21 protein-coding genes and 4 pseudogenes are annotated in these 23056 nt (G+C 59.8%); 11 read left to right on the top strand and 14 right to left on the bottom strand.

Annotation, left to right across the window (positions count from 1 at the left end; genetic code table 11):
- Positions 1 to 12: 12 nt before the first annotated feature.
- The 3 genes and pseudogenes from glgX to JEY66_RS40340 all read right to left on the bottom strand — a co-directional run bounded on the left by glgX (position 13) and on the right by JEY66_RS40340 (position 3517).
- Complete coding sequence (gene glgX / locus JEY66_RS40350; RefSeq protein ID WP_018269517.1) at positions 13 to 2130, bottom strand: glycogen debranching protein GlgX; 2118 nt, start codon at positions 2128 to 2130, stop codon at positions 13 to 15.
- 265 nt (positions 2131 to 2395) lie between these two features.
- Positions 2396 to 2560, bottom strand: a pseudogene (locus JEY66_RS40345) (JAB domain-containing protein); the annotation flags it as partial.
- 246 nt (positions 2561 to 2806) lie between these two features.
- Positions 2807 to 3517: an IS4/Tn5 family transposase DNA-binding protein gene (locus JEY66_RS40340; protein ID WP_018269518.1), complete on the bottom strand. Its 711-nt coding sequence runs from the start codon at positions 3515 to 3517 to the stop codon at positions 2807 to 2809.
- A 132-nt stretch (positions 3518 to 3649) separates the two neighbouring features.
- Here JEY66_RS40340 and JEY66_RS40335 point away from each other — a divergent pair.
- From JEY66_RS40335 to JEY66_RS40325, 3 genes and pseudogenes are all read left to right on the top strand, one after another.
- Positions 3650 to 3984, top strand: a pseudogene (locus JEY66_RS40335) (transposase); the annotation flags it as partial.
- A gap of 287 nt (positions 3985 to 4271) precedes the next feature.
- On the top strand, positions 4272 to 5426 hold the full coding sequence (locus tag JEY66_RS40330; RefSeq protein ID WP_223153693.1) for an acyltransferase family protein: 1155 nt from the start codon (positions 4272 to 4274) through the stop codon (positions 5424 to 5426).
- A 274-nt stretch (positions 5427 to 5700) separates the two neighbouring features.
- Positions 5701 to 5847, top strand: a pseudogene (locus JEY66_RS40325) (transposase); the annotation flags it as partial.
- A gap of 111 nt (positions 5848 to 5958) precedes the next feature.
- Here JEY66_RS40325 and JEY66_RS40320 read toward each other — a convergent pair.
- From JEY66_RS40320 to JEY66_RS45335, 5 genes and pseudogenes are all read right to left on the bottom strand, one after another.
- Positions 5959 to 7563 carry an IS66-like element ISBj7 family transposase gene (locus JEY66_RS40320; protein ID WP_011084592.1) on the bottom strand — a complete coding sequence of 535 codons (1605 nt, stop codon included), beginning with the start codon at positions 7561 to 7563 and terminating at the stop codon, positions 5959 to 5961.
- Positions 7564 to 7635: 72 nt separating this feature from the next.
- Positions 7636 to 7989, bottom strand: coding sequence for an IS66 family insertion sequence element accessory protein TnpB (gene tnpB, locus JEY66_RS40315; protein WP_011084591.1), 354 nt, complete (start codon positions 7987 to 7989; stop codon positions 7636 to 7638).
- On the bottom strand, positions 7986 to 8312 hold the full coding sequence (tnpA, locus tag JEY66_RS40310; RefSeq protein ID WP_157183409.1) for an IS66-like element accessory protein TnpA: 327 nt from the start codon (positions 8310 to 8312) through the stop codon (positions 7986 to 7988). Before tnpA ends, tnpB begins: the two co-directional genes overlap by 4 nt.
- Before the next feature lie 166 nt (positions 8313 to 8478).
- Entirely contained in the window at positions 8479 to 9189 is a 711-nt protein-coding gene (locus JEY66_RS40305) for a 5'-methylthioadenosine/S-adenosylhomocysteine nucleosidase family protein (protein WP_233475583.1), read from the bottom strand.
- Positions 9190 to 9237: 48 nt separating this feature from the next.
- A pseudogene (locus tag JEY66_RS45335) lies at positions 9238 to 9474 on the bottom strand (HNH endonuclease signature motif containing protein); the annotation flags it as partial.
- Between the two features lie 286 nt (positions 9475 to 9760).
- Here JEY66_RS45335 and JEY66_RS40300 point away from each other — a divergent pair.
- The 3 genes from JEY66_RS40300 to JEY66_RS45600 all read left to right on the top strand — a co-directional run bounded on the left by JEY66_RS40300 (position 9761) and on the right by JEY66_RS45600 (position 12475).
- A complete protein-coding gene (locus JEY66_RS40300; RefSeq protein ID WP_011082908.1) occupies positions 9761 to 11572 on the top strand; it encodes a hypothetical protein in 1812 nt (603 codons plus the stop codon).
- 115 nt (positions 11573 to 11687) lie between these two features.
- Positions 11688 to 12242, top strand: coding sequence for a restriction endonuclease (locus JEY66_RS40295; RefSeq protein ID WP_011082907.1), 555 nt, complete (start codon positions 11688 to 11690; stop codon positions 12240 to 12242).
- 5 nt (positions 12243 to 12247) lie between these two features.
- Positions 12248 to 12475 (top strand): restriction endonuclease, encoded by a 228-nt coding sequence (locus JEY66_RS45600; protein WP_071908403.1) that lies wholly within the window; start codon positions 12248 to 12250, stop codon positions 12473 to 12475.
- Positions 12476 to 12604: 129 nt separating this feature from the next.
- Here the strand turns inward: JEY66_RS45600 and JEY66_RS40290 are convergent, their stop codons facing one another.
- From JEY66_RS40290 to JEY66_RS40275, 4 genes are all read right to left on the bottom strand, one after another.
- Entirely contained in the window at positions 12605 to 13741 is a 1137-nt protein-coding gene (locus JEY66_RS40290; RefSeq protein ID WP_011082906.1) for an SAVED domain-containing protein, read from the bottom strand.
- On the bottom strand, positions 13725 to 14174 hold the full coding sequence (locus tag JEY66_RS40285; RefSeq protein WP_202557271.1) for a type II CBASS E2 protein: 450 nt from the start codon (positions 14172 to 14174) through the stop codon (positions 13725 to 13727). The genes JEY66_RS40290 and JEY66_RS40285 overlap by 17 nt, the downstream gene beginning before the upstream one ends.
- 6 nt (positions 14175 to 14180) lie before the next feature.
- On the bottom strand, positions 14181 to 15431 hold the full coding sequence (locus JEY66_RS40280; protein WP_011082904.1) for a nucleotidyltransferase domain-containing protein: 1251 nt from the start codon (positions 15429 to 15431) through the stop codon (positions 14181 to 14183).
- Positions 15432 to 15506: 75 nt separating this feature from the next.
- Positions 15507 to 15728, bottom strand: coding sequence for a DUF2188 domain-containing protein (locus JEY66_RS40275; RefSeq protein ID WP_011082903.1), 222 nt, complete (start codon positions 15726 to 15728; stop codon positions 15507 to 15509).
- A 134-nt stretch (positions 15729 to 15862) separates the two neighbouring features.
- Between JEY66_RS40275 and JEY66_RS40270 the strand changes: the two genes are divergently transcribed.
- The 3 genes from JEY66_RS40270 to JEY66_RS40260 are packed head-to-tail and all read left to right on the top strand — an operon-like array spanning position 15863 to position 18190.
- Positions 15863 to 16258, top strand: a complete 396-nt coding sequence (locus JEY66_RS40270) for a helix-turn-helix transcriptional regulator (RefSeq protein ID WP_011082902.1) — start codon at positions 15863 to 15865, stop codon at positions 16256 to 16258.
- A complete protein-coding gene (locus tag JEY66_RS40265; protein WP_011082901.1) occupies positions 16255 to 16776 on the top strand; it encodes an ImmA/IrrE family metallo-endopeptidase in 522 nt (173 codons plus the stop codon). Before JEY66_RS40270 ends, JEY66_RS40265 begins: the two co-directional genes overlap by 4 nt.
- A gap of 7 nt (positions 16777 to 16783) precedes the next feature.
- Positions 16784 to 18190, top strand: coding sequence for an exodeoxyribonuclease I (locus JEY66_RS40260; protein ID WP_011082900.1), 1407 nt, complete (start codon positions 16784 to 16786; stop codon positions 18188 to 18190).
- A 267-nt stretch (positions 18191 to 18457) separates the two neighbouring features.
- Here the strand turns inward: JEY66_RS40260 and JEY66_RS40255 are convergent, their stop codons facing one another.
- Together JEY66_RS40255 and JEY66_RS40250 are read right to left on the bottom strand one after the other, a co-directional pair.
- Positions 18458 to 18673, bottom strand: a complete 216-nt coding sequence (locus JEY66_RS40255) for a helix-turn-helix transcriptional regulator (RefSeq protein ID WP_011082899.1) — start codon at positions 18671 to 18673, stop codon at positions 18458 to 18460.
- A 361-nt stretch (positions 18674 to 19034) separates the two neighbouring features.
- Entirely contained in the window at positions 19035 to 19193 is a 159-nt protein-coding gene (locus JEY66_RS40250; protein ID WP_016839828.1) for a hypothetical protein, read from the bottom strand.
- Between the two features lie 382 nt (positions 19194 to 19575).
- Here JEY66_RS40250 and JEY66_RS40245 point away from each other — a divergent pair, with 382 nt between their 5' ends.
- The gene (locus JEY66_RS40245; protein ID WP_026192137.1) at positions 19576 to 20772 is read left to right on the top strand and encodes a hypothetical protein; all 1197 of its coding nucleotides are present in this window, start codon (positions 19576 to 19578) and stop codon (positions 20770 to 20772) included.
- 172 nt (positions 20773 to 20944) lie between these two features.
- Positions 20945 to 23038, top strand: coding sequence for a ParB/RepB/Spo0J family partition protein (locus JEY66_RS40240; protein ID WP_014490278.1), 2094 nt, complete (start codon positions 20945 to 20947; stop codon positions 23036 to 23038).
- The last annotated feature ends 18 nt before the right edge of the window (positions 23039 to 23056 follow it).

Here is a 23056-nt window from a genome sequence, read left to right as displayed (position 1 = left end):
CGATCTACAGCATCATGCTCTGGGCTGATTAGCCGTAAGCAGTACGAACGAACGCCCCACCGCCTTGTACGTGCCGTCGAACGCAAACTGCGCGCCCGCCGGCTGTTCCGGCGCGTTGGTGTCGAGCAGCAGCGACCAGTGCGGGCCGGCTGACGTCGGCGGCAGCTTGAAGTCGACCTCGTCCTCATAGCTGTTGAGGATGACAAGCACGGTGTCGTCCTCCCCCGCGCGCGCGATCGCGGTCTTGCGGGCGCGGCCGTCGAGCACGACGCCGAAACATTTGATCCAGCCGGTGGTCCAGTCGGCCTGTGTCATCTCGGCGCCTGCCGTGCTGATCCAGACCACGTCGCGGATCTCGAGTTGGGAATCGCGATCGCCGGAGAGGAAGCGGCTGCGGCGCAGGATCGGGTAGTCGCGCCGCAGCTTGATCATCCGCCTGGTGAAGGCGAGCAGCTTTCCGGCGTCGTCGGAAAAATTCCAGTCGAACCACGAGATGTCGTTGTCCTGGCAGTACGCATTGTTGTTGCCGCGCTGGGTTCGGCCGAACTCGTCGCCGCCGAGCAGCATCGGCGTGCCCTGCGAAGCCAGCAGCGTCGCCAGCATGTTGCGCTTCTGCCGTTCGCGCAAAGTGCGGATATCCGGATTGTCGGTCGGGCCCTCGGCGCCGCAATTCCAGGAATGGTTGTCCGACGAGCCGTCGTTGTTGCGCTCGCCGTTGGCCTCATTGTGCTTGTTGTTGTAGCTCGCCCAGTCGTTCAGCGTGAACCCGTCATGGGCGGTGATGAAGTTGACGCTGGCCCAGGTGCGGCGGCCCTCGCGGTTGAACACGTCGTGCGAGCCGAGCAGCCGCGGCGCCAGGCTGCCGGGTGCCGCCTCGCCGCGCCAGAAATCGCGCACGACGTTGCGGTATTTGTCGTTCCATTCCGCCCAGCCGGCCGGGAAGCCGCCGACCTGGTAGCCGCCGGGGCCGCAGTCCCAGGGCTCGGCGATCAGCTTGACGGTCGCGAGCAGCGGGTCCTGGTTCATCGCCTTGAGGAAGCCGGACTGCTCGTCGAAGCCGTAGACCTCGCGCGCCAGGATGGTGCCGAGATCGAAGCGGAAGCCGTCGACATGCATGTGGCCGGCCCAGTAGCGCAGGCTGTCCATCACCATCTGGATCACCCGCGGATGCGACAGGTTCACCGTGTTGCCGGTGCCGGTGTCGTTGATGTAGTAGCGCCGCTTGTCGGGCAGCAGCCGGTAATAGCTCGCATTGTCGATGCCCTTGAACGACAGCGTCGGGCCGCGCTCATTGCCTTCGGCGGTGTGGTTGTAGACGACGTCGAGGATCACCTCGAGGCCGGCGCCATGCAGCCGCGACACCATCTCCTTGAATTCGCGCAGGCTGTTCGGCACGTCGGCGGCGTAGCGCGGATCCGGCGCGAAGAAGCCGATGGTGTTGTAGCCCCAGTAATTGGTGAGGCGCTTGTCGAGCAGGTTGCTGTCGTTGATGAAGGAATGCACCGGCAGTAGCTCGACCGAGGTGATGCCGAGCGCCTTGAGATGGTCGATCGCGGCGTTCGAGCCGAAGCCGGCATAGGTGCCGCGCAAATGTTCGTCGATGCCCGGGTGCTGTTTGGTGAACCCCTTGACGTGGGTCTCGTAGACCACGGTCTCGTCCCAATGCACGTCCTGCCGCTGCGCCTCCTGGATCCAGTCGAAATTGGGATCGACCACCACGCATTTCGGCATGAACGGCGCGCTGTCGCGCTCGTCGAAGGTGAGGTCGTCGCCGCTTTCCATCTTGTAGCCGAACACCGCCGGATTCCACGTCAGGCTGCCGGCATGGGCGCAGGCGTAGGGATCGAGCAGCAGCTTGTTCGGATTGAAGCGGTGGCCGCCGTCCGGCTGGTAGGGCCCGTAAACGCGATAGCCGTAGAACGTCCCCGGCTGCACGCCGTTGATGAAGCCGTGAAACACCTGGTCGGTATATTCGGGCAGCTCGAAGCGGTGCGTCTCGCGCTCGCCGTCGAACAAGCAGACCTCGACCTTGGTGGCGTTGGCGGAAAACACCGCGAAATTGGTGCCGTGGCCGCTCCAATGGGCACCCAGCGGATAGGGCAGCCCTTCCTCAATGACGTAATCGGACATCGGTCCCCCAAAGCCCCTGACAGGCCGTCAGATCAATCTGCAACAAACGCCGTCGCGCAGAAAACGTTGCATGGGTCATTTTAGGAGAGTTTGCCCCTGGCCTGTGTGACAGTTCAAACGCGGCGCCGCTCTCTCCGTTCGTCATTCGGGGCATACGAAGGGGATGTGTGACTCACAAAGCCCTCAACATATTCACTGTCGTCCCGGCCTAGTGCGCAATTGCGCACTAGGCCGGGACGACGGCGGAGCTTGTTGAGTGCAATCCTCACATCAGCCGCATGCCCTTGAAGCTGGTATGCCCGTTCTTGCCGACGATGATGTGATCATGCACGGCGATCCCGAGCGGCTTGGCGATGTCGACGATGGCTTTCGTCATCTGGATGTCGGCCTGCGACGGCGTCGGGTCGCCGGAGGGATGGTTGTGCATGAGCCTGCGGCGTCTATTATCTATTTGAGTTTGCTGTTATTTTAGATTCTGATCGAGCTGTAGGAGGCGGAGACTGGGGCATGTAGTGGGTGATTGTTCGTGATAGTCACGAGAGTTCACGCTCGGTCCTGGCCGCTTCGATTGGAGTCCTTGTTTCAATGCCCGATCTGTCCGTGACATGCATTTCAGTGCGTATCGACGGCTTACGGACACCGCCGAAAGCATCAGCCTGAATGCTCAGGTTTTCCGTTAACGTGTCCTTTCATCGACGGCTTCCTCCAATACGTGCAACGTATCGCGCCGCTCGAACAGTAAAATTAGCTCTCTGACCCGGGCCGATTTGCGGTCGCCGGGAATTTCGTCAATGTCCACGCCCAGGAGAAAGCAAAGGTTCTTAAACTCTTCCATATCGAACGCCGTACACAGCTCATCGAACAATTTCTTACGTTGAGCTATCGAAATACGCGACTTCGTTGCCGCTACCGAAGCAACGGACTTCGGCCACGCCCCCTCCGAGAGGGAAACTGGGCGCGACTCAATGAAGCTTCGCAAGCACGAAGCCGCGGAATACGCTGCGTACTCTTGCCACATGTCATTCTTTTTGCCGTCGGCGAAGTCGCAGATGGCTCGGATCGTCAAGAATCCCACCTTCTTGACAGCGCTGAATGCCGCAGAAGCGACTCCTGCACTGAAAGCGGTGCCTATCGAGATGGTATCCGCCTCGTCGACCCGCTCGTTGGAGAAGAATCGATAGGCGGCCTTCGTGTTGGCCCAATCCTGACAAACCAACGGGATGCTTTGACCCATGTCGCTCCCGATTTGTGCGAGCAATTTGCAGAACCGGCGACCAAGCCGCTCATCCTTAAACTCGCATCCCGCAACTTCCCGATCAACCCACGTCTCGATACCGGTCGTCAATCGCTGAGCACGCGCCACCGCGCGTTCCTTCACCAAGCCCATCGAGCACCCCGCACTTCCGAATCAGGTGCTCAACAACGAATCACAACAGATTCTACTGATTCAAGATTTCGGCCGCGGCCCCCCGCTCAAATCCGACGTCAAATGTGGGTAATTGAAAGATCTCTTTGCCGCTTACAATGCGCGCGCGGCCAAGCCGAGAATCTGATCAAGCTGCATATGACGCAGCTCGCCTCCGACCGCACCAGCTGCCGTTCGGCGCTCGCCAACCAGGTCCGTCTCGCGCTCCATACGGCCGCTTATTGGCTGATGCTGACCGTGCGCGAGGCGATTCCCAAAGTCCGGGAATTGGCCGCTGCCGAGTTCGCGACGCTGCGTCTTCGTCTCTTGAAAATCGCTGCCCGTGTGGTCGAGACCACGAGCCGCATTCGCCTTGCGTTTGCCGCGGCATGTCCCGAGCCGACCTGATCCGCCGTTTGCCAGGCGCGCTGCTGCCGCTCGGTCCTTGACCGGCGGGGCGTCCGCCCCCCGTTCACCCACCCCATCCCTCAAGCGCGTTGCAAAGTACGGGTCGTCAGGCGGTGAAAAGCCGAAGGCAATCCTGTGCGCCTCGCCAGACAAGATGTGCGGCCGCATCAATCGGGCCCAAAAGCCGCCCTCTGACGAATAGGCCGGGCTAGCAGTTGACGGTGCTCAGACCGTGTAGCGGCACACGGTATATGCATGTATATGCATGTATATGCATGTATATGTAAAGAAATGCGACAGATGCGTTAATAGAATTGCAGAATCCTACATGTCGAACGCGATGCTCAAATCCAGCTGCGCCACCCCGAATTTACCGCCCCCCAACGCCTTTCCCGAAGACCCCGGGTCGCTGGCTGCCAAAGAGGTCGCGCGACTGAGCATTCTTGACGGCATGCGGGGAATTGCTGCCATCTGTGTCGCCGTTTTACATTTTTATGAACCCTTTCAGTTCGGTCCTCAGAACCGGATTCCTCACGGTTATCTCGCTGTAGATTTTTTCTTTTGCTTGTCAGGGTATGTAATGGCATTTGCCTACGACCCTTCTCGCGTAGAATTGTCACCCACAGAACTTATTAAAAGGCGTCTGATACGACTGCATCCGCTCGTCGTAATTGGCTCCTTGTTGGGCTTCGTTGTGGTTGTAATCGGACGATTCTATGCGCCTATGGCTGCTGCGTTATTCAATTTTAGTGTCACGGAGTTTTTTATTCTCCTCACCTGCAGCGTACTTCTGTTGCCGCACTTATTTGTCCACGATCCCAGCTTTCCTATTTTTCCTTTTGTCGCTCCCGCCTGGTCATTGCTTTGCGAGTATGTGGCGAGCCTAACGTTTGCTCTTTGTCTGCGCCAACTATCGCTTCGATGGTTGCTAGCGATGCTCGCCTTCGCCGCGGTTGCAACGGCATACACGTGCTACGATTTCGGAAGCCTAAACGGCGGTTTCGACCGCAGAACCTTCTGGATTGGCTTTGTACGGGTAGGTTTTTCATTTATCGCGGGCGTTGTTGCTTGCCGTATTGGCAGGCAACCGCTGTTGCCAGGGGCAGCATATTACCTTCCGCTTATCATGCTTGCGACCTTTTTTTGGCCCTTCCTTTGGAAGCCCTACGATTTCCTGATCGTCACAATCGTATATCCGCTCCTTGTTTGGCTGGGCGCTAATGCAATCGGGAGTCCGTCGATCAACCGTTTTAGCGAGTTTATCGGAGATCTTTCATATCCGCTTTATATGACCCACTACGTTCCACTCATGCTATTGTTCGGCGGAACTTCGGCAGGTTGGGTTGCGCAGATCCATGCAGCGCTAGCGGTACCAAGCATGACTCTAGTTGCAATCGCTTTTAGCTTTCTTGTTAAGCGATATATCGACGAACCGATCCGTGCCACTTTGCGTCACAGATCATTTGAGCACCTCAAAGGCTAATGCAGGCACTGCCGCAGGTATGCACGGATGTGCTTATCCTGTTCTGCTCTCAGAAGCGCTTTCGCCCCCTCTGGCCTTCCAGCTTCAGGGTAATTAGCTAGGTATGAGATGTGGGTAATTGAAAGAGCTAACTCAGGCAGACCACATGTTTCCCATTCACAATATCTTCCCGAAAGAGATGGCGATAATCGGTAAGCGGCGTGTCTCCCGCACCTTGTTGCTGTTGAGCAGACCGGCAATATGCGTTCCGTCTTGAAGAGGACGGTTTGCATATATGATCGAGCGTGTTGTCGACGCATCGGAGCTACGGGTTCGGCGGCGCTGGGGTGGCGAGGTCAAGGGACGGATCGTCGCGGAATCCTTTGTTCCCGGCGCGGTCGTCTCGGACGTCGCGCGGCGCCACGGTCTATCGCCGCAGCATTTGTCGACCTGGCGCAAGGCGGTGCGCGACGGGTTGTTGACGTTGTCGGAACACACGGAGCCGGTGGCGACGAGGCCGGCTGGAGCGGTCGCGATCCAGGAAGCGAGTTCATCAAGCGGCGAGGCTTTTAGCTTGCTCGGCGCTCCACGCCCAGGGCATGAGTTCGTCCAGACGCGAGGCCGGCCAGAGGTTGACGAGTCTGGTGAGGACGTCGGTCAGATAGGCCTGCGGCTCCACGCCGCAGAGCTTGCAGGTCTCAATCAGCGAAGCGATGCAGGCCCAGTTCTCCGCGCCCTCATCATGCCCCGCGAACAGTGCGTTCTTGCGGTTGAGGATAAGAGGACGGATGCTTCGCTCGACAATATTTGTGTCGAGCTCGATGCGGCCGTCGTCAAGGAAGCGCATCAGGCCAACCCAGTGGTTCAAGGCGTAACGGATGTGCTCGGCGATTGTCGCTTTGCCCGAGACGCGGGTGAGTTGCTGCTCGAACCAGGCCTTGAGCGCCAGCACCAGCGGCTTGCTGCGCTCCTGGCGGATGGCACGACGCTCATCGGCGCTGCGGCCCCTGATCGTCTTCTCGATCGCATAGAGAGCGGCAATACGCTCGAGCGCTTCGCTCGCGATCGGGGCAGGACCGTCCTGGACAACGTCGAAGAAGCGCCGCCGCAGATGAGCCCAGCAGAAGGCGAGCGTGATCGCCGCGTCAGGCGCGGTGTCGGCAATGGTCTTGTAGACGGTGTAGCCGTCGCATTGCACGATGCCGCGATAACCGTCGAGCAGCTTGAGCGCGTGGACGGCGCCGCGACCAGGCGCATAAGTGTAGGCCACTGCCGGCGGATCGGCCCCGCCCCACGGCCGATCGTCGCGCGCGATCGCCCAGAAGAAGCCTTTCTTGGTGCGGCCGCGGCCGGGATCGAGCACAGGCGCTGTGGTCTCGTCCACCGCGATCTTGTTCGCGGTCAAAATGATCTCGCGCAGCCTGAGCCAGAGCGGACGAAGCTCTGCGCCTGCATAGCCCACCCAGAACGCCAAAACCGAGCGCTTGATGTCGATACCCTGCGCCAGCAGCATCTGAGCCTGCCGATACAGCGGCAGGTGCCAGGCAAATTTGGCGACCAGAACATGGGCGACCATCGCCTCGGTCGGCAAGCCGCCCTTGATCAGCCGCTCTGGTGCCGGCGCCTGAACCACGCCATCCGTGCAGGCCCGACAGGCATATTTGGGACGATGGGTGACGATCACGCGGAACTGCGCCGGGACGACGTCGAGCCGCCGTGAGGTCTCCTCACCGATCACATGCAGAGGCGTGCGGCAGCACGGACAGTTGGTATCCTCCGGGGCAATCGTGACGTCGATATGCGGCAGATGGGCCGGAAGCGCACCACGGCTGGCGCGGCGCCGTTCAGCACGCTGGCGTGCGCCTGCCGTGTCCTTCCTGTCCTGGACCGCTTCATCGCCGGCAATGGCCTGCTCGATGTCCTCGATCGCCAGTTGCAACTGCTCAGGGTCGAGCTTCTCCGAGCGGCGACCGAACTGCGCGCGTTGCAGCTGGCGCAAGAGATGCTGAAGGCGATCCATTTGCGACAGCGCCTGATCGCGTTCGATGATCGCCGCGTCGCACTTTGCGATCGCCGCGTCGCGCTCCGCGCGTGCCGCCGCAACCAGCGCCTGCAGCGCCTCGATATCGGTCGGAAGTTGATCCGTGGTCTCGCTCACGCCCGGTACTCAAGCTGATTCGCGGGCCCTTGTGGAAGACTGCAGCCGACATGATTCAATTGGTCACAGGGTTCACGACGTTGCGCTCGGCTGACCAATGTCGCGGGCATGCAGGCGCGACCAATCCAGGCCGTCCATCAGCGCGGCGAGCTGTGAGGCAGACAAACGCATCACGCCATCGCTGATCGGCGGCCAGCGGAACGCGCTATGCTCCAGCCGCTTCCACAGCAGCACGAGCCCGGACCCGTCCCAGGCAAAAATCTTCAAACGGTCCGCTCGCTTTGAACGGAAGACGAAAATCGTTCCCGCGAACGGATCATGGTGGAGTTGCTCGCGCACCAGCGCGGCGAGACCATCGGCACCTTTACGAAAGTCGACCGGCCGCGTCGCGACCATGATCTTCACGCCCGCCGAAGCCGCGATCATGTCGTCGCCCTCACGGCCCGCAGCACATCGCGCAGCCAGGTCGGATCGACCCCCGCCGCTGCGCGAACTACCGCATCGCCAATCTCGATGCTGATCGTTATCCCGTTCCGCGTTGCCGCTTCCACGCACATCCCAGCGGGGCGAAGCTCCGACACCACCGGAACGAAGAGCGGTGCATCCTCCGCCGGCAAGCTCAGCAGACCGGCACGCGCGGCCTTGCGCCAAGCAAACAGGTGTTGCGGTGAGAGGTCGTGCCGGCGCGCCACCTCGGACACAACTGTGCCCGGCGCATATGACTCCGCCACGATCCGCCCCTTGACCACGGCGCTCCACCGCCGCCGACGCCCCGCTCCGACCTGGATATCCACCCGGCCCCGTGGCTCTGAAGCGTCAACTATATGGTCAACCATATATGCGAACCTTACTGTATATGACGGCTCGCATGTTGCCGATCAGCTCACGCCAAACAAGGTGTGGGAGACACACCGCTTACCCTGCACTCTCCATCTCAATTGCGATGAGATCGCGTTGCAACGACCGAAGCTCTTGGGCAGCCTCGCTTGAAGCAATCACCTTCTCTCCAGAGGCAATTGGTCCGACATGAATTCTCGGCTCGATGGCGCTCGCGCTTTTCCCATCGGGCCTTGAAGGCAAATGTGCGCGCCACGTTGAGTCGGTCAAGTTCAGTATTCCATCCACGAGGATGGGGTCCGCCTGAAATTGCCGAGCTCGATGCTCCTGATGATTGGGTCGAACCTTCGAGAGCTCATAATAGAAAATGGAGTTCGAGGCCACGATATCGCCGAAGCCCTGATCCTTTCTAGAGATTCCACCAGCAATTCCATTCACAAGTACAAATCGCGGCTTCCATTTGTGGATGAGGTCCGATGTCGCATGTGCGGCATCGAGATTTCCCATCGAATGAAGGAGAGTGGCAACAACTCGATACGAGCCGCCGCGTCTTGTTGGAATCGTTCCGCGAAGGTACGTGCGGGTCGAATCCGATGTCGACGAAATCGGTACCAGCTCAGGAAAATAATGCTTAAGCGCAGCCAATTCCTTCCGCAACGCGACGACAACTGCGAAGTCGACTGATTCGTCCTCCACCTGTCGCGAGAGGTCGGTAGCCTGCTTGTCAGTAAGCTCGACAGCAACCGAGCTGAGAAATGCTGCGACGCGGCTCTCATGGCGCCGTTTCATGAGAAGCAACGAATCCGCTGTGTAAGTGGTCGGATCCTGATCGACCAAACGATGATGCGTTGGACATAGGATGATCAAGTTGTCTGCGTCGTTGCGCGACTCTTCGGATTGCGCGGGATCGAATCTCGGCCCCCCGGGAGAGGCCGCACGAATGTGGCAGAGTTCGCCCAGTAATGCGCGAGATTGAGGCTGAACGAGCTGCGTTGTACATCCCGGGAAAGCGCATAGGCCCCCCGAAGAAGCGAACAGAATCTTTATCGAACGATCACTGGGTTGTCGTCGCATAGCACCTCAAGCACGCTCCGCATGCCGTCGCCCCGTAGTCAAGAGATCATAGCCTTCAACGCCCATCAACCGGATACGTGTCGATAAGCCGACACTTTGTGGCTAACGTTGCTATTGAGCAGGCCGTCTAGAGCTGCGCGACATCGAGTAGCCTTCTAACTCTTCTTTGCGGGGGGCATGTTCTTTCCATTTGCATCGTGGAGGCATTCGCGCTTAAGTTGATCATATTGAAGGTCCGTCTTAATTGACATGGCGTACTTCCGCGCGGAAACGCGACGGGGGATGGATGATCGACTCTCTTCGCGTTGCAAAAACAGCAAATTTTCACATTCTTAAGCGGCAGATGAGCAATGCCGCATTGGATGACCTTTTTCGCCAAGTTCGGGCAAGCCAGCCCTCGGCCTCCCAAAACATATTCTACCATCGGCGCGTCCAAGCTGGGCGCGCGCGTTGGTCTGCGATCTCCTTCCTCTATGACCGCTCGCCTTCATTCTTAACCGAAGACGCAGGAATCCGAGAACGAATCTGCGGATTTATTCTTTTGATCGAATATCGCGATCATCTCGCGATTCTTAAATCCAAGCTCGATCTTCCGGCAGGATTTTTCACCCGCTATCTCGGTCGAGTATCAGCCGAACGCGTGGATCGTGCGGTCGCACGGCAGGGAGCGGTGTTCGAAAAGATTCGGCTTCGAAACATGTCGGTCTCCAAGCACGTGATGAGGAGTAAAACGTTCGAAGCCGATGACCTACAAAATGTTGTCGGGCCTGCTGGCGCAAACCGGTATGTGCCCCAGGCGTACGCGGTCCGGTCGGGAACTGACCACTATTCTACAACTCCTAGCACCGGCAGGATAGGGCAGCGGTCTGATCGGGTCGATCACCTCGCACTTGTGGAGTACGCGAAATCTGTAATTGACGAGCTGGTAGGTGGAAGAGCTGCACCTGCCAGCTTTCTCCGTACCTTAGCCCGCGCTATCGATTTGGCGAGTATTGGCGGCACCGCGCGTCCAACAAGTTTTGCCGTCGACGTTGCGGGATTTGTTGATGCGATCCATGTCGATCGCGAAATCAGACTTGTACATGAAGATAGCGGTAGACTCACTCAACTCTCCAAGCATGAAATCGATGCAGCGTTAAATGAGCTCGATCGTGCGTTTAGGGTCAGCGGCGACGGAAAGAGGATGGATATCTTCGACGGTGCTGATTCGGTTGGAGCAATTGCAATCAACCAAGCTCGCGTAGCATTGCGTGACTTGCAATTGCCGATCACTGCCGGCATCGAGGTCGAAAGTACAGAGTATGCTCTCGGTCACGATCCAAATCGGATCTCGCTCCGACGCTACATCGATCGCGAGGATAAGTTCATATTGCTGTTCGACGCCCTCTCTTTAGCTTACATCGACGGGACCTTGTTCCGCGACGAAGGCTTTGTAGATGGTGGCGCAGCCCTGTTGCGCCATTTGCGCTCTGATCCGCTCCTAGACGGAGTGACTGATGAAAAGGGTAACTTTTCGACGCGAAAGGCCACCTTTGATGCTGACTCCACTTTCGGTGTGATCGAAGCGAGTGTTGCGGACGGGGACGATGTGCTTGTGTGCGACGATCTTGGCGACGAATGGGCGGACTATATTGGGCTAAACAACTCCAGCAGCCCGCCTAGAATTACCTTTTATCACGCAAAGCATGGTCCACTATCGCTCGGTGCTGGGCCGTTCCATATCTCCGTGAGCCAAGCAATTAAGAACTTGCAGCGTATGAGCCTTCCGCCGGAATCGATGGAAGCGAAAATTCGTGGTTGGAACAACAAGTATGTAAGCGGTAGCGGAGTCAAAACCCGGATCAAGAGGATTGTCCGAGGCGATGCCGACGAGCTAATGAACGAATTCGCTCAAGTGCGGCTTGCGCCGGATGCAATTCGTCGGGTCTTCATCGTGACCTCTTCGCTGAGCCGCGGTGCTGTTGAAGAGGCGCTAAAGGAAGTCGCAGCCGGCCAAGCGCCAGACCCATACTTCGTTCAGCTCTATTGGCTGTTGATGTCATTCTTCTCGGCGTGTACCGAAATGAACGCACATGGATACGTGATCTGTCAAACTTAGCAGGCGCTGATCACGGAGTCGGTATTCGAAACTGCGATTTGGCTATTCCGGCTGTTAAGGCCCGACAGCCGGCTGACTGCTAACCTATGCGCAGTTGTAGTAAAGAGCGCGTGCCATGCTTACTTTGCAGCAGATGGAAGAGGTAAGGGTTCGCCTAGCGCAGCAACTGATATTCTACATGCCCGTTAAGCTGTTTCCTATTGCGCAGAAATTAGCGTTTCCGATTCTTTTAGAGTTCACACGACTAGTGGATTTTAGGAATCTGGAAATTCCACCAGAGAAGATCAAAATTACTGACTTGATCTACGAAGACAGGCTTCCGTCAGTGTTCGAGTCGTTTATCGCTCGGCGGTTTTCCGAGGGGAATAAGCAAGCGGAGTTGCGAGTAGCGGGAATCATTACACCAGATCACAAGATCGTCCTGGCAGATCGTAAAACGGCAGAGGGATTTCTAATAAAGGCAAACTCAGCGGTTTGGTATGAAATTGTAGCAAGCCTGCAATCGGATTGGAGCCAAGCGTATTCACTTTCTGCGACGCGTTGGGAAGAGATCGTCGCTGGTGCCTTCGATAAAGCGGGGTTCGACGAGGTGACATTAACGCCACGCTCAGGGGATCACGGACGGGATGTCATAGCTGTTCGAAGGGGGTTGGTTGCATCAAGATCATAGGATCGGTGAAGGCGTATAAGCCGAGGAACGAGGTTTCATATGATGACATTCGTGCATTGCTGGGCGTACTCAGCGGGGAGCAGAATGCCTCTAAGGGAATCCTGACTACAACGTCGGACTTTCCGCCAAGGCTAATATCTGATCCGTTCATAACTCCCTTTCTGCCGACGCGTCTCGAATTGATGAACGGTGACAGCCTTCAAAAGTGGCTTGGTGGCCTCCTGAAAAAATAGGCTTCTCCCGTTCGGATACATGCCTCTACGAGAGAGGGCTTGGGTCCGGACTTAATTGATCCACCAGGTAATCGCAGCGGCGAGGAGGATTGCGGACAGGAAGATGTCCGCGCGCTTGTCGCATCGGGTTTAGGGAATATCGAAGGTCCGTATGAACCCGTGCGATCGATTGTTGTCGTAGAGCCGGAGGGAAAGATCCGATTTGGGCATCCAGACGCGGCCGACCTCGACCGCCAGGGAGGCGGGAAGCGCGGGAAAAACATGCAGCAGCGTTCCCTCGCCATGCCGAGCCTTGATGCGGTCGTAGAGCCGTCGGAGTTCGCGCCGAAATGCGGCCTGATCGTCAGCTCGCCGCAAGACGTCGTTGTGAGGTTGATCCGCGCAGAGCGACCAGATCGCGGCTTCGTCGCCGAGAACCGCCTGGAGTCGCGCGTCGGTCACGGTAGCGCTGACACCGAGCTTTAGCGCGACCGAGCCTGACAGCCCGATATCCGGTTCGGTGACCTGGAATGTGATCGGGGGGCCATCGGACGCCCATCGCCAACTCGCGGGTTCGCGATGCCTTTGATGAACGACGGCCGGAACGATATCGCAGAGCAGCCGGCCAAGCTCGATCAGCAGCGGCTGCGGTGCGAGTGCGAATACGCTTAGATGCCTAATCTCCTGTCGCTCTACGCGGCCTCGCACCTTCGCTTCGAACTGGCGTCTCAGGTTCTCGCGCTGGACCGTCCAATAGGCAGGCTCGTTGTCTCGAAACGCACAGCCTACCATTTCAAGATCCAACCTCTGGCCGCTGGCTGGGTGGCGGTCGGGCGGCATCGCCGAAAAGATCGCCTGCGTCGATACAAGCGCCTCGTTGTCACAAATGCTCGCCCCAAACCTGATGACGTGAGATGCCCGGTCTTCGTCGATGCCGGCAACGATCGCGATCCGGCCCTCGTGCTCGGCTTTCATAGTTAGCAGAACAGATTCCGGATGATCGGCGACGGCGTCAAGATCGATCAGCTTGTGATGTCGGGCGCACATCAACATTAGATTTTCCAGACTACGCGCGAGCTGAGTCGACCGGATCGGATCGCCGCGCGGGCCGCCTTCGACGTCAGCCACGATGTGTGCGATGAAGCCGAAGATCCCGTCTTGCCGCCCGGCCACCAGGTCGCCGACCAAATCAGTATTGCATCCACGATATTGGCAGCGGCCAGCAGCCCGCGCCCACAGCGCCGATTGGACCTTTTGCGGAATGCTGCTCTTAGACACCGACGCCACCTGCTACGACGTGGCGGCCGCTCGCTGTCCATTGACCCGTTGCGCGCCAGCCCTCGTAAGCGGCAAGCCACTCGATCACCCAGGGCACAGTTGTCTGCGAGAGGCTGTCGAACGGCGACCAATCGTCGGAATCGGGATCGAGCATGCATAGCGTCACTTCGCCATCCGAACCGTAGTACACGTGAGGGAGCCTACCCTCCGGGTCGCCCGGACGGTGCCGTAACGGCGGTGACAAGACTTTGACGCGTGGCTGGAGAATGCGCACGTCGAGCCGTTCGATCACCAGCGGCGCTCGATAAGTGATCTCGACCTGAAACGTCTGAAGCAAAGGCCGGAGAGGGCCCTGCCACGCCGCGATTGCGCCGTGGCGGCCGATGAGTTTCAAGTTCGGCCACAAGGAAGCCATGTCAGTGATCTGGGCGTCGACCGTCATCACCACTTATCGGCGCTCTCCCATGTTGGTGTGTGCGCGAGCCGCGACTGGCGCCAGGCTGGTCGCCGCGCCGATGATCGCCGGCGCGGCGGGAACGAACAGGCCGCCGGAGCGCGTATAACCATGCTGCCGTGATTGAACTTGGCGCCCGAGCCGCTGGTTGAAAGCTTTGACAGAACGCGTGACGACCCGGTCCCCGAACTGCCCGCGCAACCACTCCTGCAAGTCCTCCAGCTGCACGTCGCCGGTGCGGGCGGCTTCGAGCCCGTTAGCGAGGGTGTGCAGGTGGCGAGAATAGGTTGTCTGTTGCAGCTGAGATTCTGGCCAACGGTCGGTGAAACGCTCGACCGGAAATTCGGGGTTGGGCACGACCAGGAGCTGGCCGCGCTTCGCGGCGTCGTCGATCGCGCGGGCCGTCCAGCGCGCCTGCCGGATCAGCATTTCCGCAAGCCTCATGCCCGGACGGGCGGCATGGCCGGCATGGCACGACAACATCACCGATGGCGGGATCCGGCCCGTCTCGGTCGCGTAGGCGATGTTGCGGTGCCGCTTGATTAGCTGCAGCGCGACCGTCGTCACGCTCTTGATGATGAGCGGCGTTTGCGGCGGAACGTCCTCGACGTCCGCTGCGGCGAAGGCGATTCCGGCCTGTTCGTACAGCTGACGATTCAGCGCCAGCGCGAACCGCTCCTCGGTAGGCGTTCGGGCGCAATACCACTTCCCGAAGGCATATGAGTTCATCGGCACATAGCGCGCCGGGTCGCTGCGAGTCCCCTTCTTCGCATGCGGGATCTCGCCTTCCTTCTCCTTCGGCGCCCGCCGCCGCGACGGCGTAATGTCAAGATGCATGCCGTCGGCGTAGTAGAGCGTGATGCACCGAGTTTGGCGCACGACCTTGCTTACCGGGTAGCTCTCGAGTGCGGCTTCCAGGTCATCCAGCAGCGCCTCGGGACCGAGGTCGGGGCCTTCGATCTCGGCGACGATATCGAGATCGTACTCGTCGTCCGTGCCGCGGGTCGACGTGGTTGCGTCGATTGCCATGGAGCCCTGGGGATAGAAGCAGGCGACCCTGCCTTCGAGCGGACTACCGGGTCGTTCGATGTAGCGTCGGACCGCCTCATATCGCTCGACCGCCTTGGCATGCAGGCCGGGCGGAAGCTGAATATTGATGGCAAGCTCGGCGAGTACCGCGTCCAGCGGGTCGGCAAAGGGATCATCAGGCCGATCATCGCGGCGCAGGGACGGAAAATTCGACATCGATATTGGTCCTCTTCTTTGAATGACCTCCGCGCGCCGATCCGACCGGATCGCCCTGGTGAGCGATCCGTTGGGTTATCCTTTCGGCGGGAAGGGATCGTTTCCGTAGGAGTTGGCGTCGCGAATGCGGCCATCGGGACGGTGGATGACGACTTCGCCGTGCTCGCGAAGCGCAGTGCTACGCGCCGCCTCCGTCGCCTCGGCTTGGGTGTGATGGGTGGACCCCACCCGCAACGCCCCCTCACGTCGGGTTGCCCAACCTGATTCGTGCGGCACGACATGAATGCGCTTCGACATCTCGGTTCCTTCGCCTCGTCGGTGAGCGTCGCGCTCTCCGGCGGGATATGGATTCCTGAGATTGGCCAATATGTCAAGTAATGATCACACTAGTAAGTTTGTAATAAGCACATAATGTTTGCGGGATTGACATTATGCCCGAAGCAGCGCAAACATCGGCGATGGCGGGCAATCCGGTCTATATAGCGTTCGGCAACGCGGTCTCGACGCGGCGCAAGGCTCTTTCGCTGACCCAGGCCCAGTTGGCGAGCAAAGTTAAGATGTCTCGCGCGTCGATCGCCAACATCGAGAGCGGCCGGCAGAACATATTGCTGCACCATGTCTATGCCCTCGCCACCGCGCTTGATTTCGCGAAGGTCGCCGACCTGCTGCCGCCAATGCCGCATAAGTCCATCGGGGAGGAATTGAAGATGACGCTGGTCAATGAGAAGCTTTCGAAGGAGTCGCTGTCCGAGAACGCGGGCGCCCAGGTCGCTGATTTGATCAGCAGCGCGCTCGCGCCACGCCGCGGCTCTAAGGTCGGATCGTGAGGGACGCTGATCCAGGTCGAGCGCGCGAAGCTGCGCGCTCGATCCTTCGGGAGTTCGGCGTTTCAGCGCCGCCCGTCCCTGTCGAACGCATCATTAAATCGCGCAAGATCGTCCTTCAGTACGCACCGCTGGAGGAGGATCTTTCGGGCATGGCCTATATCAAGGACGGCATCGGCATCATCGGCGTCAATGCGCTACATCATCCCAACCGCCAGCGTTTTTCCGCCGCCCATGAACTCGCCCATCATGTGCTGCACGACGAAGACATCAGACAAGCCGTTCACGTCGACAAGGGGATACGCGTTCTCTTCCGAGATGATATCTCAGCGCTCGGAACCGAACCGATAGAGATCGAAGCCAACGCCTTCGCCTCAGAGCTGTTGATCCCCGGCGACCTCTTAGCCGCCGTCTTGGAAGGCGGTGGTGTGGATCTCGAGGACGAGGCAGCGATTGAGGGTCTCGCGCGCCGGTTTAGGGTAAGCCCGGCGGCGATGCGTTTCCGGTTGACTCGTTGGTAGCACACCCATGAGCTTCGTCTTTTTCGACACCGAGACGACGGGGCTTAAGCGTGGCTTCGATCAGATTCTCCACTTCGCCGCTGTTCGCACCGATGAAAACCTGAACGAGGTGGCTCGGTTCGAGACGCGCTCGCGCCTTCAGCCACATGTGCTTCCCCATCCTTCGGCGCTTCGGACGAACGGATTGCCGATCGAGTCGTTGACTGATTCCAGCCTGCCGTCGCACTACACCATGGTAGGAGATATTCGCCGGACCTTGATTTCCTGGAGCCCTGCGGTTTTCGTCGGCTTCAACTCCATCCGCTTCGACGAGGAGATGCTGCGCCACGCCCTCTTCCAGTGCCTATATCCGGCATATCTGACAAGTAATCATCGAAACTGCCGCGCCGATGCGCTCAGTCTGGTGATGGCCGCCGATGCCGTGTCGCCTGCGCAACTAGTTGTGCCGGTCAGCGAAGAAGGGCGGCGGACATTTCGCTTGCAACAGTTGGCGGCGGCAAATGGCGTCGCACATGCTCGGGCACACGACGCGATGTCCGATGTGCTTGCGACGCTCGAACTGAGCCGATTGGTCTATCGAAGGTCTCCGGAGTTGTGGCAGCGCTTCGTGCGCTTCTCGAACAAAGCGACCGTCGCGGATTTCATTGAGGTCGAAGACGGCTTCGTGTTGACCGAGTTTTTCGGCGGCCAAGCTTATCATACGTCGGTCGTCTGCATCGGCAGGGATCCCGATCAGGCCAATGGCCGGCTTTGCTTGAGTCTCAACGAAGACATGGGCCGGCTTGCCGCGATGAGCGATCTCGAACTGCAAGTTCATCTGACGCAGAAGCCAAGTCCGATTCGTCGCTTCAGGATCAATGCCGCGCCCACGCTGACGGCGTTCTACGACGCTCCCGAGCATATGCTGGATGGCGGTTCGATGGGCGCCACCGGAGACCGGGCCTGTCTCATGAAGGCGGACACTGGTCTGTGCGCGCGGCTTGTGGCTGCTTACATGGCTGCGCGCGAGCCCTACGCATTATCTCCGCACCTCGAAGAGCGCATCTATAGCGGCTTTCCCGGTCCTGCTGATGAGGCACGCATTGCCGCGTTCCACGATGCGCGATGGGAGGACCGCCTCGCGATCGTCCAGGGCATGGAGGACGAGCGACTGCGCTGGTTCGGGCTCCGGTTGATCTATTTCGAAGCGCGCTCGGTTCTCCCCGAACCTACTCGATTGGAGGTCGAGCGCTACTTGACCGATCAGATGACAGGCGACGGTTCGGGCTGCCTCACCATCGATCAGGCGATGGCAGAGACGGAAAGGGTGCTTGGCGAGTTCGCCAGTCCAGATGATCTTCTGATCCAATATCGCACGTATCTGCAGGATCGACTGGCGCGGCTTGAGGCCTATCGGACACGGCTGATTGCCTGAACCGACCGGTTCGGAGCGCTCAACTCAACGTCGCCTTCTCTGCGCTGAGTATTTGGTCACGGACGGAGTGCCGCGAGGACATGGCGTCAGTGTTGAGCCGACTTATGATGAAAGCGGTGGTCTGACGGTGCACCGCTGAACAGGGGAAACGCAGCGCGGTTCGCGATTTTAGCTCCCTATCATTCCGAGCACAGCAACCGAGTCGTTGTCTCGAGCGTGCCAGCGGATTGAGTCATCATATTAGAGCGCGATTTTGTTTTTCTCAAGCTAGCTCACGTTCAGTTCTTTCGACGCACTACAAATCACCAGATTTCCCCGATCCCATGCGTCAAGCTCGTCCACCGGGTATAAGACGGCTTTGCCGATCTTGATGTATGCAGGCCCAGTTCGCATTGCGCGCCAATTCCGCAGCGTACCCACGGAGACCTCGCCACGGTATCGTGCAGACACTTCCTCCGGTGTCAGGAATTTGGACTCCGTCATTCGTCTTCTCCATCACTCCGCCGCACGAAACGTCACGGTCGAGATGACTGAGATGTTGGCACCCAGAATGACGGAAGAAAACGATATTCTCGATGACCCCGCATAGCTCGCGTCAAACGCGAGCGAGTTAACGCGTCAGCCTGCGTTGATAGCCGCAAGATAGCGTAACGGAGCGTAGCAAAAATACTTGCGGCTCTCGGCCGCAGGTACACTGACCAATCGCGAAGATCGGAAGGTCGTCCTTGTAGGAAGTGTCTTTGGTTAGAAATGCCTTGAGCTGATCGTCTCCCAACCCGTATCCGTTGTCTTTGCAGGAAACGATCATGGACTCTCGGTCGTCGAGCATGTCAGCTCGAATAAATTAGACGTCGATTTCAACCAGCATGTCCGTTTCAGAGGCGTCTTCGTGCTTGCGGATAAGGAATGAGTCGGTCGCATTTGAGATCGGTTCCTCAAAAACGACATACAGGTTCGAGCTGATCTTCGTATTCTTGATGCTGCCCCTGATATCGAACGTCATTTTCGTTTCAATCGCTGACGTTGTGGTCTGTGGAGGATCGTTCTGCCGGTGTGTGGGACGTCAAGTCAAGCTGTCGTATGAAAATGGCGAAAGCACCCGCCAGTTGGCTCCGATGTTCAGTTCCCCTTGTTTGCGCGCGCACTAACTTTCCGAGCTGGTCCATCGGGTTACGCAGCCTGTTGCTCCGATGATATGGCGAATTCCGGCGGTGCGCCTTTGAGGGGAAAGCCTTCCCCCTGGTCGGCGCCGCGGTCGCCGACGCACCCCCTTCTGCGGGGAGACCCCGCAACGCCCCCATTAGAGTGAGAGGACGGATCGGCTTCGCCGTGACGGGTTGATGATCGGAGGAGAGGCCTCCGGCGCCCGTCATGGAGATTGTCCCATGACCCAAGCAGAAGTTTTGATCGCTGCCCACGACTGCGCCGGCGGCTACAAGGTGGATGTGAGTCGCGGCGAGCGCATCGGCCGCGTTTCATCCGAATGGTTCTCGCGGCCGGCGGACGAACGCTATCTGTCCTTGTCGGATCTCTACTCCGCCGTGCGCAGCCGGAGCGAGCGCAGCCGGACCCGAACGGTCGAGAGCACCGCGATCCGAGTGGAGGCCAACCGCGACGATGCCGAGCGCCTGACGCTGATGCTACCCGGTTGCGACGCGCCGATCGCGCCGACTCATTGGAGCTTCGGTCAACTTGCCAGCTTGGTCGGAGCGCCGGCGGCTTACCTCCGTCAGCTTCCGGCACCGCTCGCTGGCATCAACCTGCAGTTCGGCCTCAGCTTTCATCGAGCCGAGCAGATAAAAACGCTTGAGGTGCAGGGCAGTCGCCTCGAGCTTCGCGCCGCGACGGGTCCGGAATATGGGCGTATATTTGACCACGAACTCGTGGCAGCTGTTCAGCGCATCGCCGGCAATGGCACGGGTGACACGCGCTGGAAGGTCCCAGGCGTGCTTGATTGGTCGACTGGCGTTTACAACCCGCGCGTCGACATCACCCAGGATACGACGACGCTCTACGCCTCCGATCGCGATGTCTTCCTGTTTCTGGTCGACGACCTCAATCCGATCGAGGCCGGCCGGCTGCCCGACGGCTTGCCGGACCTCTACTTCCGCGGCTTCTACTGCTGGAATTCCGAGGTGGGCGCGAAGACGCTCGGCATAGCGAGCTTCTATCTTCGCGCCGTCTGTCAGAATCGGAATTTGTGGGGTGTTCAGGATTTCGAGGAGATCACCATCCGCCATTCGAAATACGCCGCGACGCGCTTCGCCCATGAGGCGGCGCCGGCGCTGACACGCTTCGCGAACTCTTCGCCGATGCCCTTCGTCAACGGCATCAAATCGGCGCGGGAGCGGATCGTCGCCCGGACCGACGAGGACCGCAGCGAGTTTCTGCGCAAGGGCGGCTTCTCCAAGACCGAGACGGCGAAGATCATCGACACAGTTCTGTCCGAGGAAGGCCGGAAGCCCGAGAGCGTGTTTGATTTCGTCCAGGGCATCACAGCCGTCGCGCGCGACAAGACTCATCAGGACGCACGACTCGACATGGAGGCACGGGCGAAGAAGCTGCTCGACCGCGCGGCCTGATTCCCGGACAACCGGAGATACGGAACGGTGCTTTTCCGGTTCCGAGGCTTTCCGTCTTTCCTGTTCGTTGGCTTTGCGACGCCGCCCTCCAAAGTGAGAGGGCGGCGCTGCGCTTCGTGACGAGTTGATGTCGAGAGAGAGGCTCTCGGCGCCCGTCGCGGAGTATCATCCCATGGCGACTACCGTTCGCAAGATCACCCTTTCGCCCTCGCGCGATATCCCCTTCAACAGGCTCGTGCTGAGTCAGTCGAACGTCCGGCGCGTGAAGGCCGGCGTCTCGATCGAGGAGCTAGCAGAGGACATCGCCCGCCGGGGCCTTCTGCAGGGCCTCAGTGTCCGGCCCGTCGTCGACCAGGTCGGCGCCGAGACCGGCGTGTTCGAGATCCCGGCTGGCGGCCGGCGCTACCGCGCGCTGGAGCTGCTCGTCAAGCAGAAGCGCCTCGCCAAGACCGCCCCGGTGCCCTGCGTCGTCCGCGATAGCGGCATCGCTGAGGAAGACTCGCTCGCCGAGAACGTCCAGCGCGCTCCGCTTCATCCGCTCGACCAGTTCCGGGCATTCCTGGCGCTGCGCGAAAAGGGCCAGTCGGAGGAGGAGATCGCTGCCGCCTTCTTCGTCTCCGTCAACGTCGTCAAGCAACGCCTCAAGCTCGCGTCGGTTTCGCCGACGCTGCTCGACGTCTATGCGGAGGACGGCATGACGCTCGACCAGCTCATGGCCTTCGCTGTATCTGGCGACCACGAGCGTCAGGAAGTTGTGTTCGAGCGGCTGAAGGCGTCCCACGACAAGCAGCCCTACGTCATCCGCCGCATGCTGACAGAAGGCGCGGTCCGCGCTTCCGACAAGCGGGCGCTGTTCATCGGGGTTGACGCCTATACTGCCGCCGGTGGCACGGTGCTGCGAGATCTGTTTCAGGGCGACGATGGCGGCTGGATGCAGGATGTCGCGCTCGTCGACCAGATGGTGGCCGACAAGCTGAAGGCGGAATCCGAGACGATTGCCGCCGAGGGTTGGAAGTGGACCGAGGTCGCCCCCGATTTCGCTTACGGCCACGCTTTCGGTCTGCGACAACTTCGCGGCGAGATCGTCACCCTCACTGCCGAGGAGGAAGCGGCCCGCAACGCCTTGCAAGCAGAGTTCGATCAGCTGTCTGAGAAACACGCGGACGCCGATGAACTGCCCGACGAGGTCGACGAACGGTTGTCCGAGCTGGAAACAGCTTTGGAGGGGCTCGAGAGCCGGCCGGTTGTTTTCGACCCGGCCGAGATCGTGCGCGCAGGCGTCTTCGTCAGCATTGGCGCTGAAGGCGAGCTTCGTGTTGAGCGCGGCTACGTCCGGCCCGAAGACGAACCGTCGGCGGAGCCGGAGCCCGGTCTTGCTGAAGAAGATGGTGAGGCCGAACGGGCCAAGGCCGCGAGCTACGAAGGCGGCGAGCGCAACGTGTCGGTCGAGCCCGGCGCCGAGCAGGAGGAGGACGAGGGCCTTTCGCCCATCTCCGACCGGCTGATGACCGAGCTCACCACCCATCGGACACTCGGCCTGCGTCATGCCCTCGGTGAGCAGCCGCAGGTCGCCTTTCATGCGGCCCTGCATGCTCTGACATTGAAGACCTTCTACCACTACGGCTCGGATAGCTGCCTGGAGCTGGATCTGAAGAGCGTGAGTTTCGGCGCCCAGGCGCTCGGCCTGAACGACAGCGCCTTAGCCGAGGCGATCCGCGCTCGGCACGAGCGCTGGGCGAAGGCTTTGCCGAAGGAATCGGCCGACCTCTGGGACGCACTTCAGGCGTGGGACGGCGACAGCCAGGCGATGCTCTTTGCCCATGTCGTCAGCCTGTCGGTCAACGCCGTGCATGAACCCTGGAATCGGCGGCCGCGTGCGCTCGCTCACGCCGACCGTCTCGCCCGGGCTGTCGATCTCGACATGGCTGCGGCGGGGTGGAAACCGACCGTAGACAACTTCTTCGGTCGGGTGACGAAGACGCGAATCCTCCAGGCCGTGGTGGAGGCAAAAGGGCAGCGCGCCGCCGATCGGATCGAGCATCTGAAGAAGGGTGACATGGCTGCCGAGGCGCAGACCTTGCTCACCGACACGGCCTGGCTGCCCGAACCGCTTCGCACGCTGGGCCGAGCCATTGGCGACGAACCGGCGGTCGAATCTATAGTCGAGGAAACTCCAGAGCAGCCTAGCGAAAACAAACTGGAAGACGAAGAAGAGCGGACCGCCCACAATCAGCGAGCCGGTGAGCAGATTATGGCAGCCGAATAAGCCGTCGAGAGCAACAAC

This window comes from Bradyrhizobium elkanii USDA 76 (genome assembly GCF_023278185.1).
GTDB lineage: Bacteria > Pseudomonadota > Alphaproteobacteria > Rhizobiales > Xanthobacteraceae > Bradyrhizobium > Bradyrhizobium elkanii.
Note: the sequence above shows the minus strand (reverse complement) of the source record. Positions and strands in the feature narration are given on the sequence as shown.

Excerpts from the sequence above, each read along its gene's own strand:
- glgX (WP_018269517.1), bottom strand. The coding sequence starts at position 2,130 with ATGTCCGATTACGTCATTGAGGAAGGGCTGCCCTATCCGCTGGGTGCC.
- JEY66_RS40340 (WP_018269518.1), bottom strand. The coding sequence starts at position 3,517 with ATGGGCTTGGTGAAGGAACGCGCGGTGGCGCGTGCTCAGCGATTGACG.
- JEY66_RS40330 (WP_223153693.1), top strand. The coding sequence starts at position 4,272 with ATGTCGAACGCGATGCTCAAATCCAGCTGCGCCACCCCGAATTTACCG.
- tnpB (WP_011084591.1), bottom strand. The coding sequence starts at position 7,989 with ATGATCGCGGCTTCGGCGGGCGTGAAGATCATGGTCGCGACGCGGCCG.
- JEY66_RS40305 (WP_233475583.1), bottom strand. The coding sequence starts at position 9,189 with ATGAAACGGCGCCATGAGAGCCGCGTCGCAGCATTTCTCAGCTCGGTT.
- JEY66_RS40300 (WP_011082908.1), top strand. The coding sequence starts at position 9,761 with ATGATCGACTCTCTTCGCGTTGCAAAAACAGCAAATTTTCACATTCTT.
- JEY66_RS40295 (WP_011082907.1), top strand. The coding sequence starts at position 11,688 with ATGCTTACTTTGCAGCAGATGGAAGAGGTAAGGGTTCGCCTAGCGCAG.
- JEY66_RS40285 (WP_202557271.1), bottom strand. The coding sequence starts at position 14,174 with ATGACGGTCGACGCCCAGATCACTGACATGGCTTCCTTGTGGCCGAAC.
- JEY66_RS40280 (WP_011082904.1), bottom strand. The coding sequence starts at position 15,431 with ATGTCGAATTTTCCGTCCCTGCGCCGCGATGATCGGCCTGATGATCCC.
- JEY66_RS40275 (WP_011082903.1), bottom strand. The coding sequence starts at position 15,728 with ATGTCGAAGCGCATTCATGTCGTGCCGCACGAATCAGGTTGGGCAACC.
- JEY66_RS40270 (WP_011082902.1), top strand. The coding sequence starts at position 15,863 with ATGCCCGAAGCAGCGCAAACATCGGCGATGGCGGGCAATCCGGTCTAT.
- JEY66_RS40260 (WP_011082900.1), top strand. The coding sequence starts at position 16,784 with ATGAGCTTCGTCTTTTTCGACACCGAGACGACGGGGCTTAAGCGTGGC.
- JEY66_RS40255 (WP_011082899.1), bottom strand. The coding sequence starts at position 18,673 with ATGACGGAGTCCAAATTCCTGACACCGGAGGAAGTGTCTGCACGATAC.
- JEY66_RS40250 (WP_016839828.1), bottom strand. The coding sequence starts at position 19,193 with ATGACGTTCGATATCAGGGGCAGCATCAAGAATACGAAGATCAGCTCG.
- JEY66_RS40245 (WP_026192137.1), top strand. The coding sequence starts at position 19,576 with ATGACCCAAGCAGAAGTTTTGATCGCTGCCCACGACTGCGCCGGCGGC.
- JEY66_RS40240 (WP_014490278.1), top strand. The coding sequence starts at position 20,945 with ATGGCGACTACCGTTCGCAAGATCACCCTTTCGCCCTCGCGCGATATC.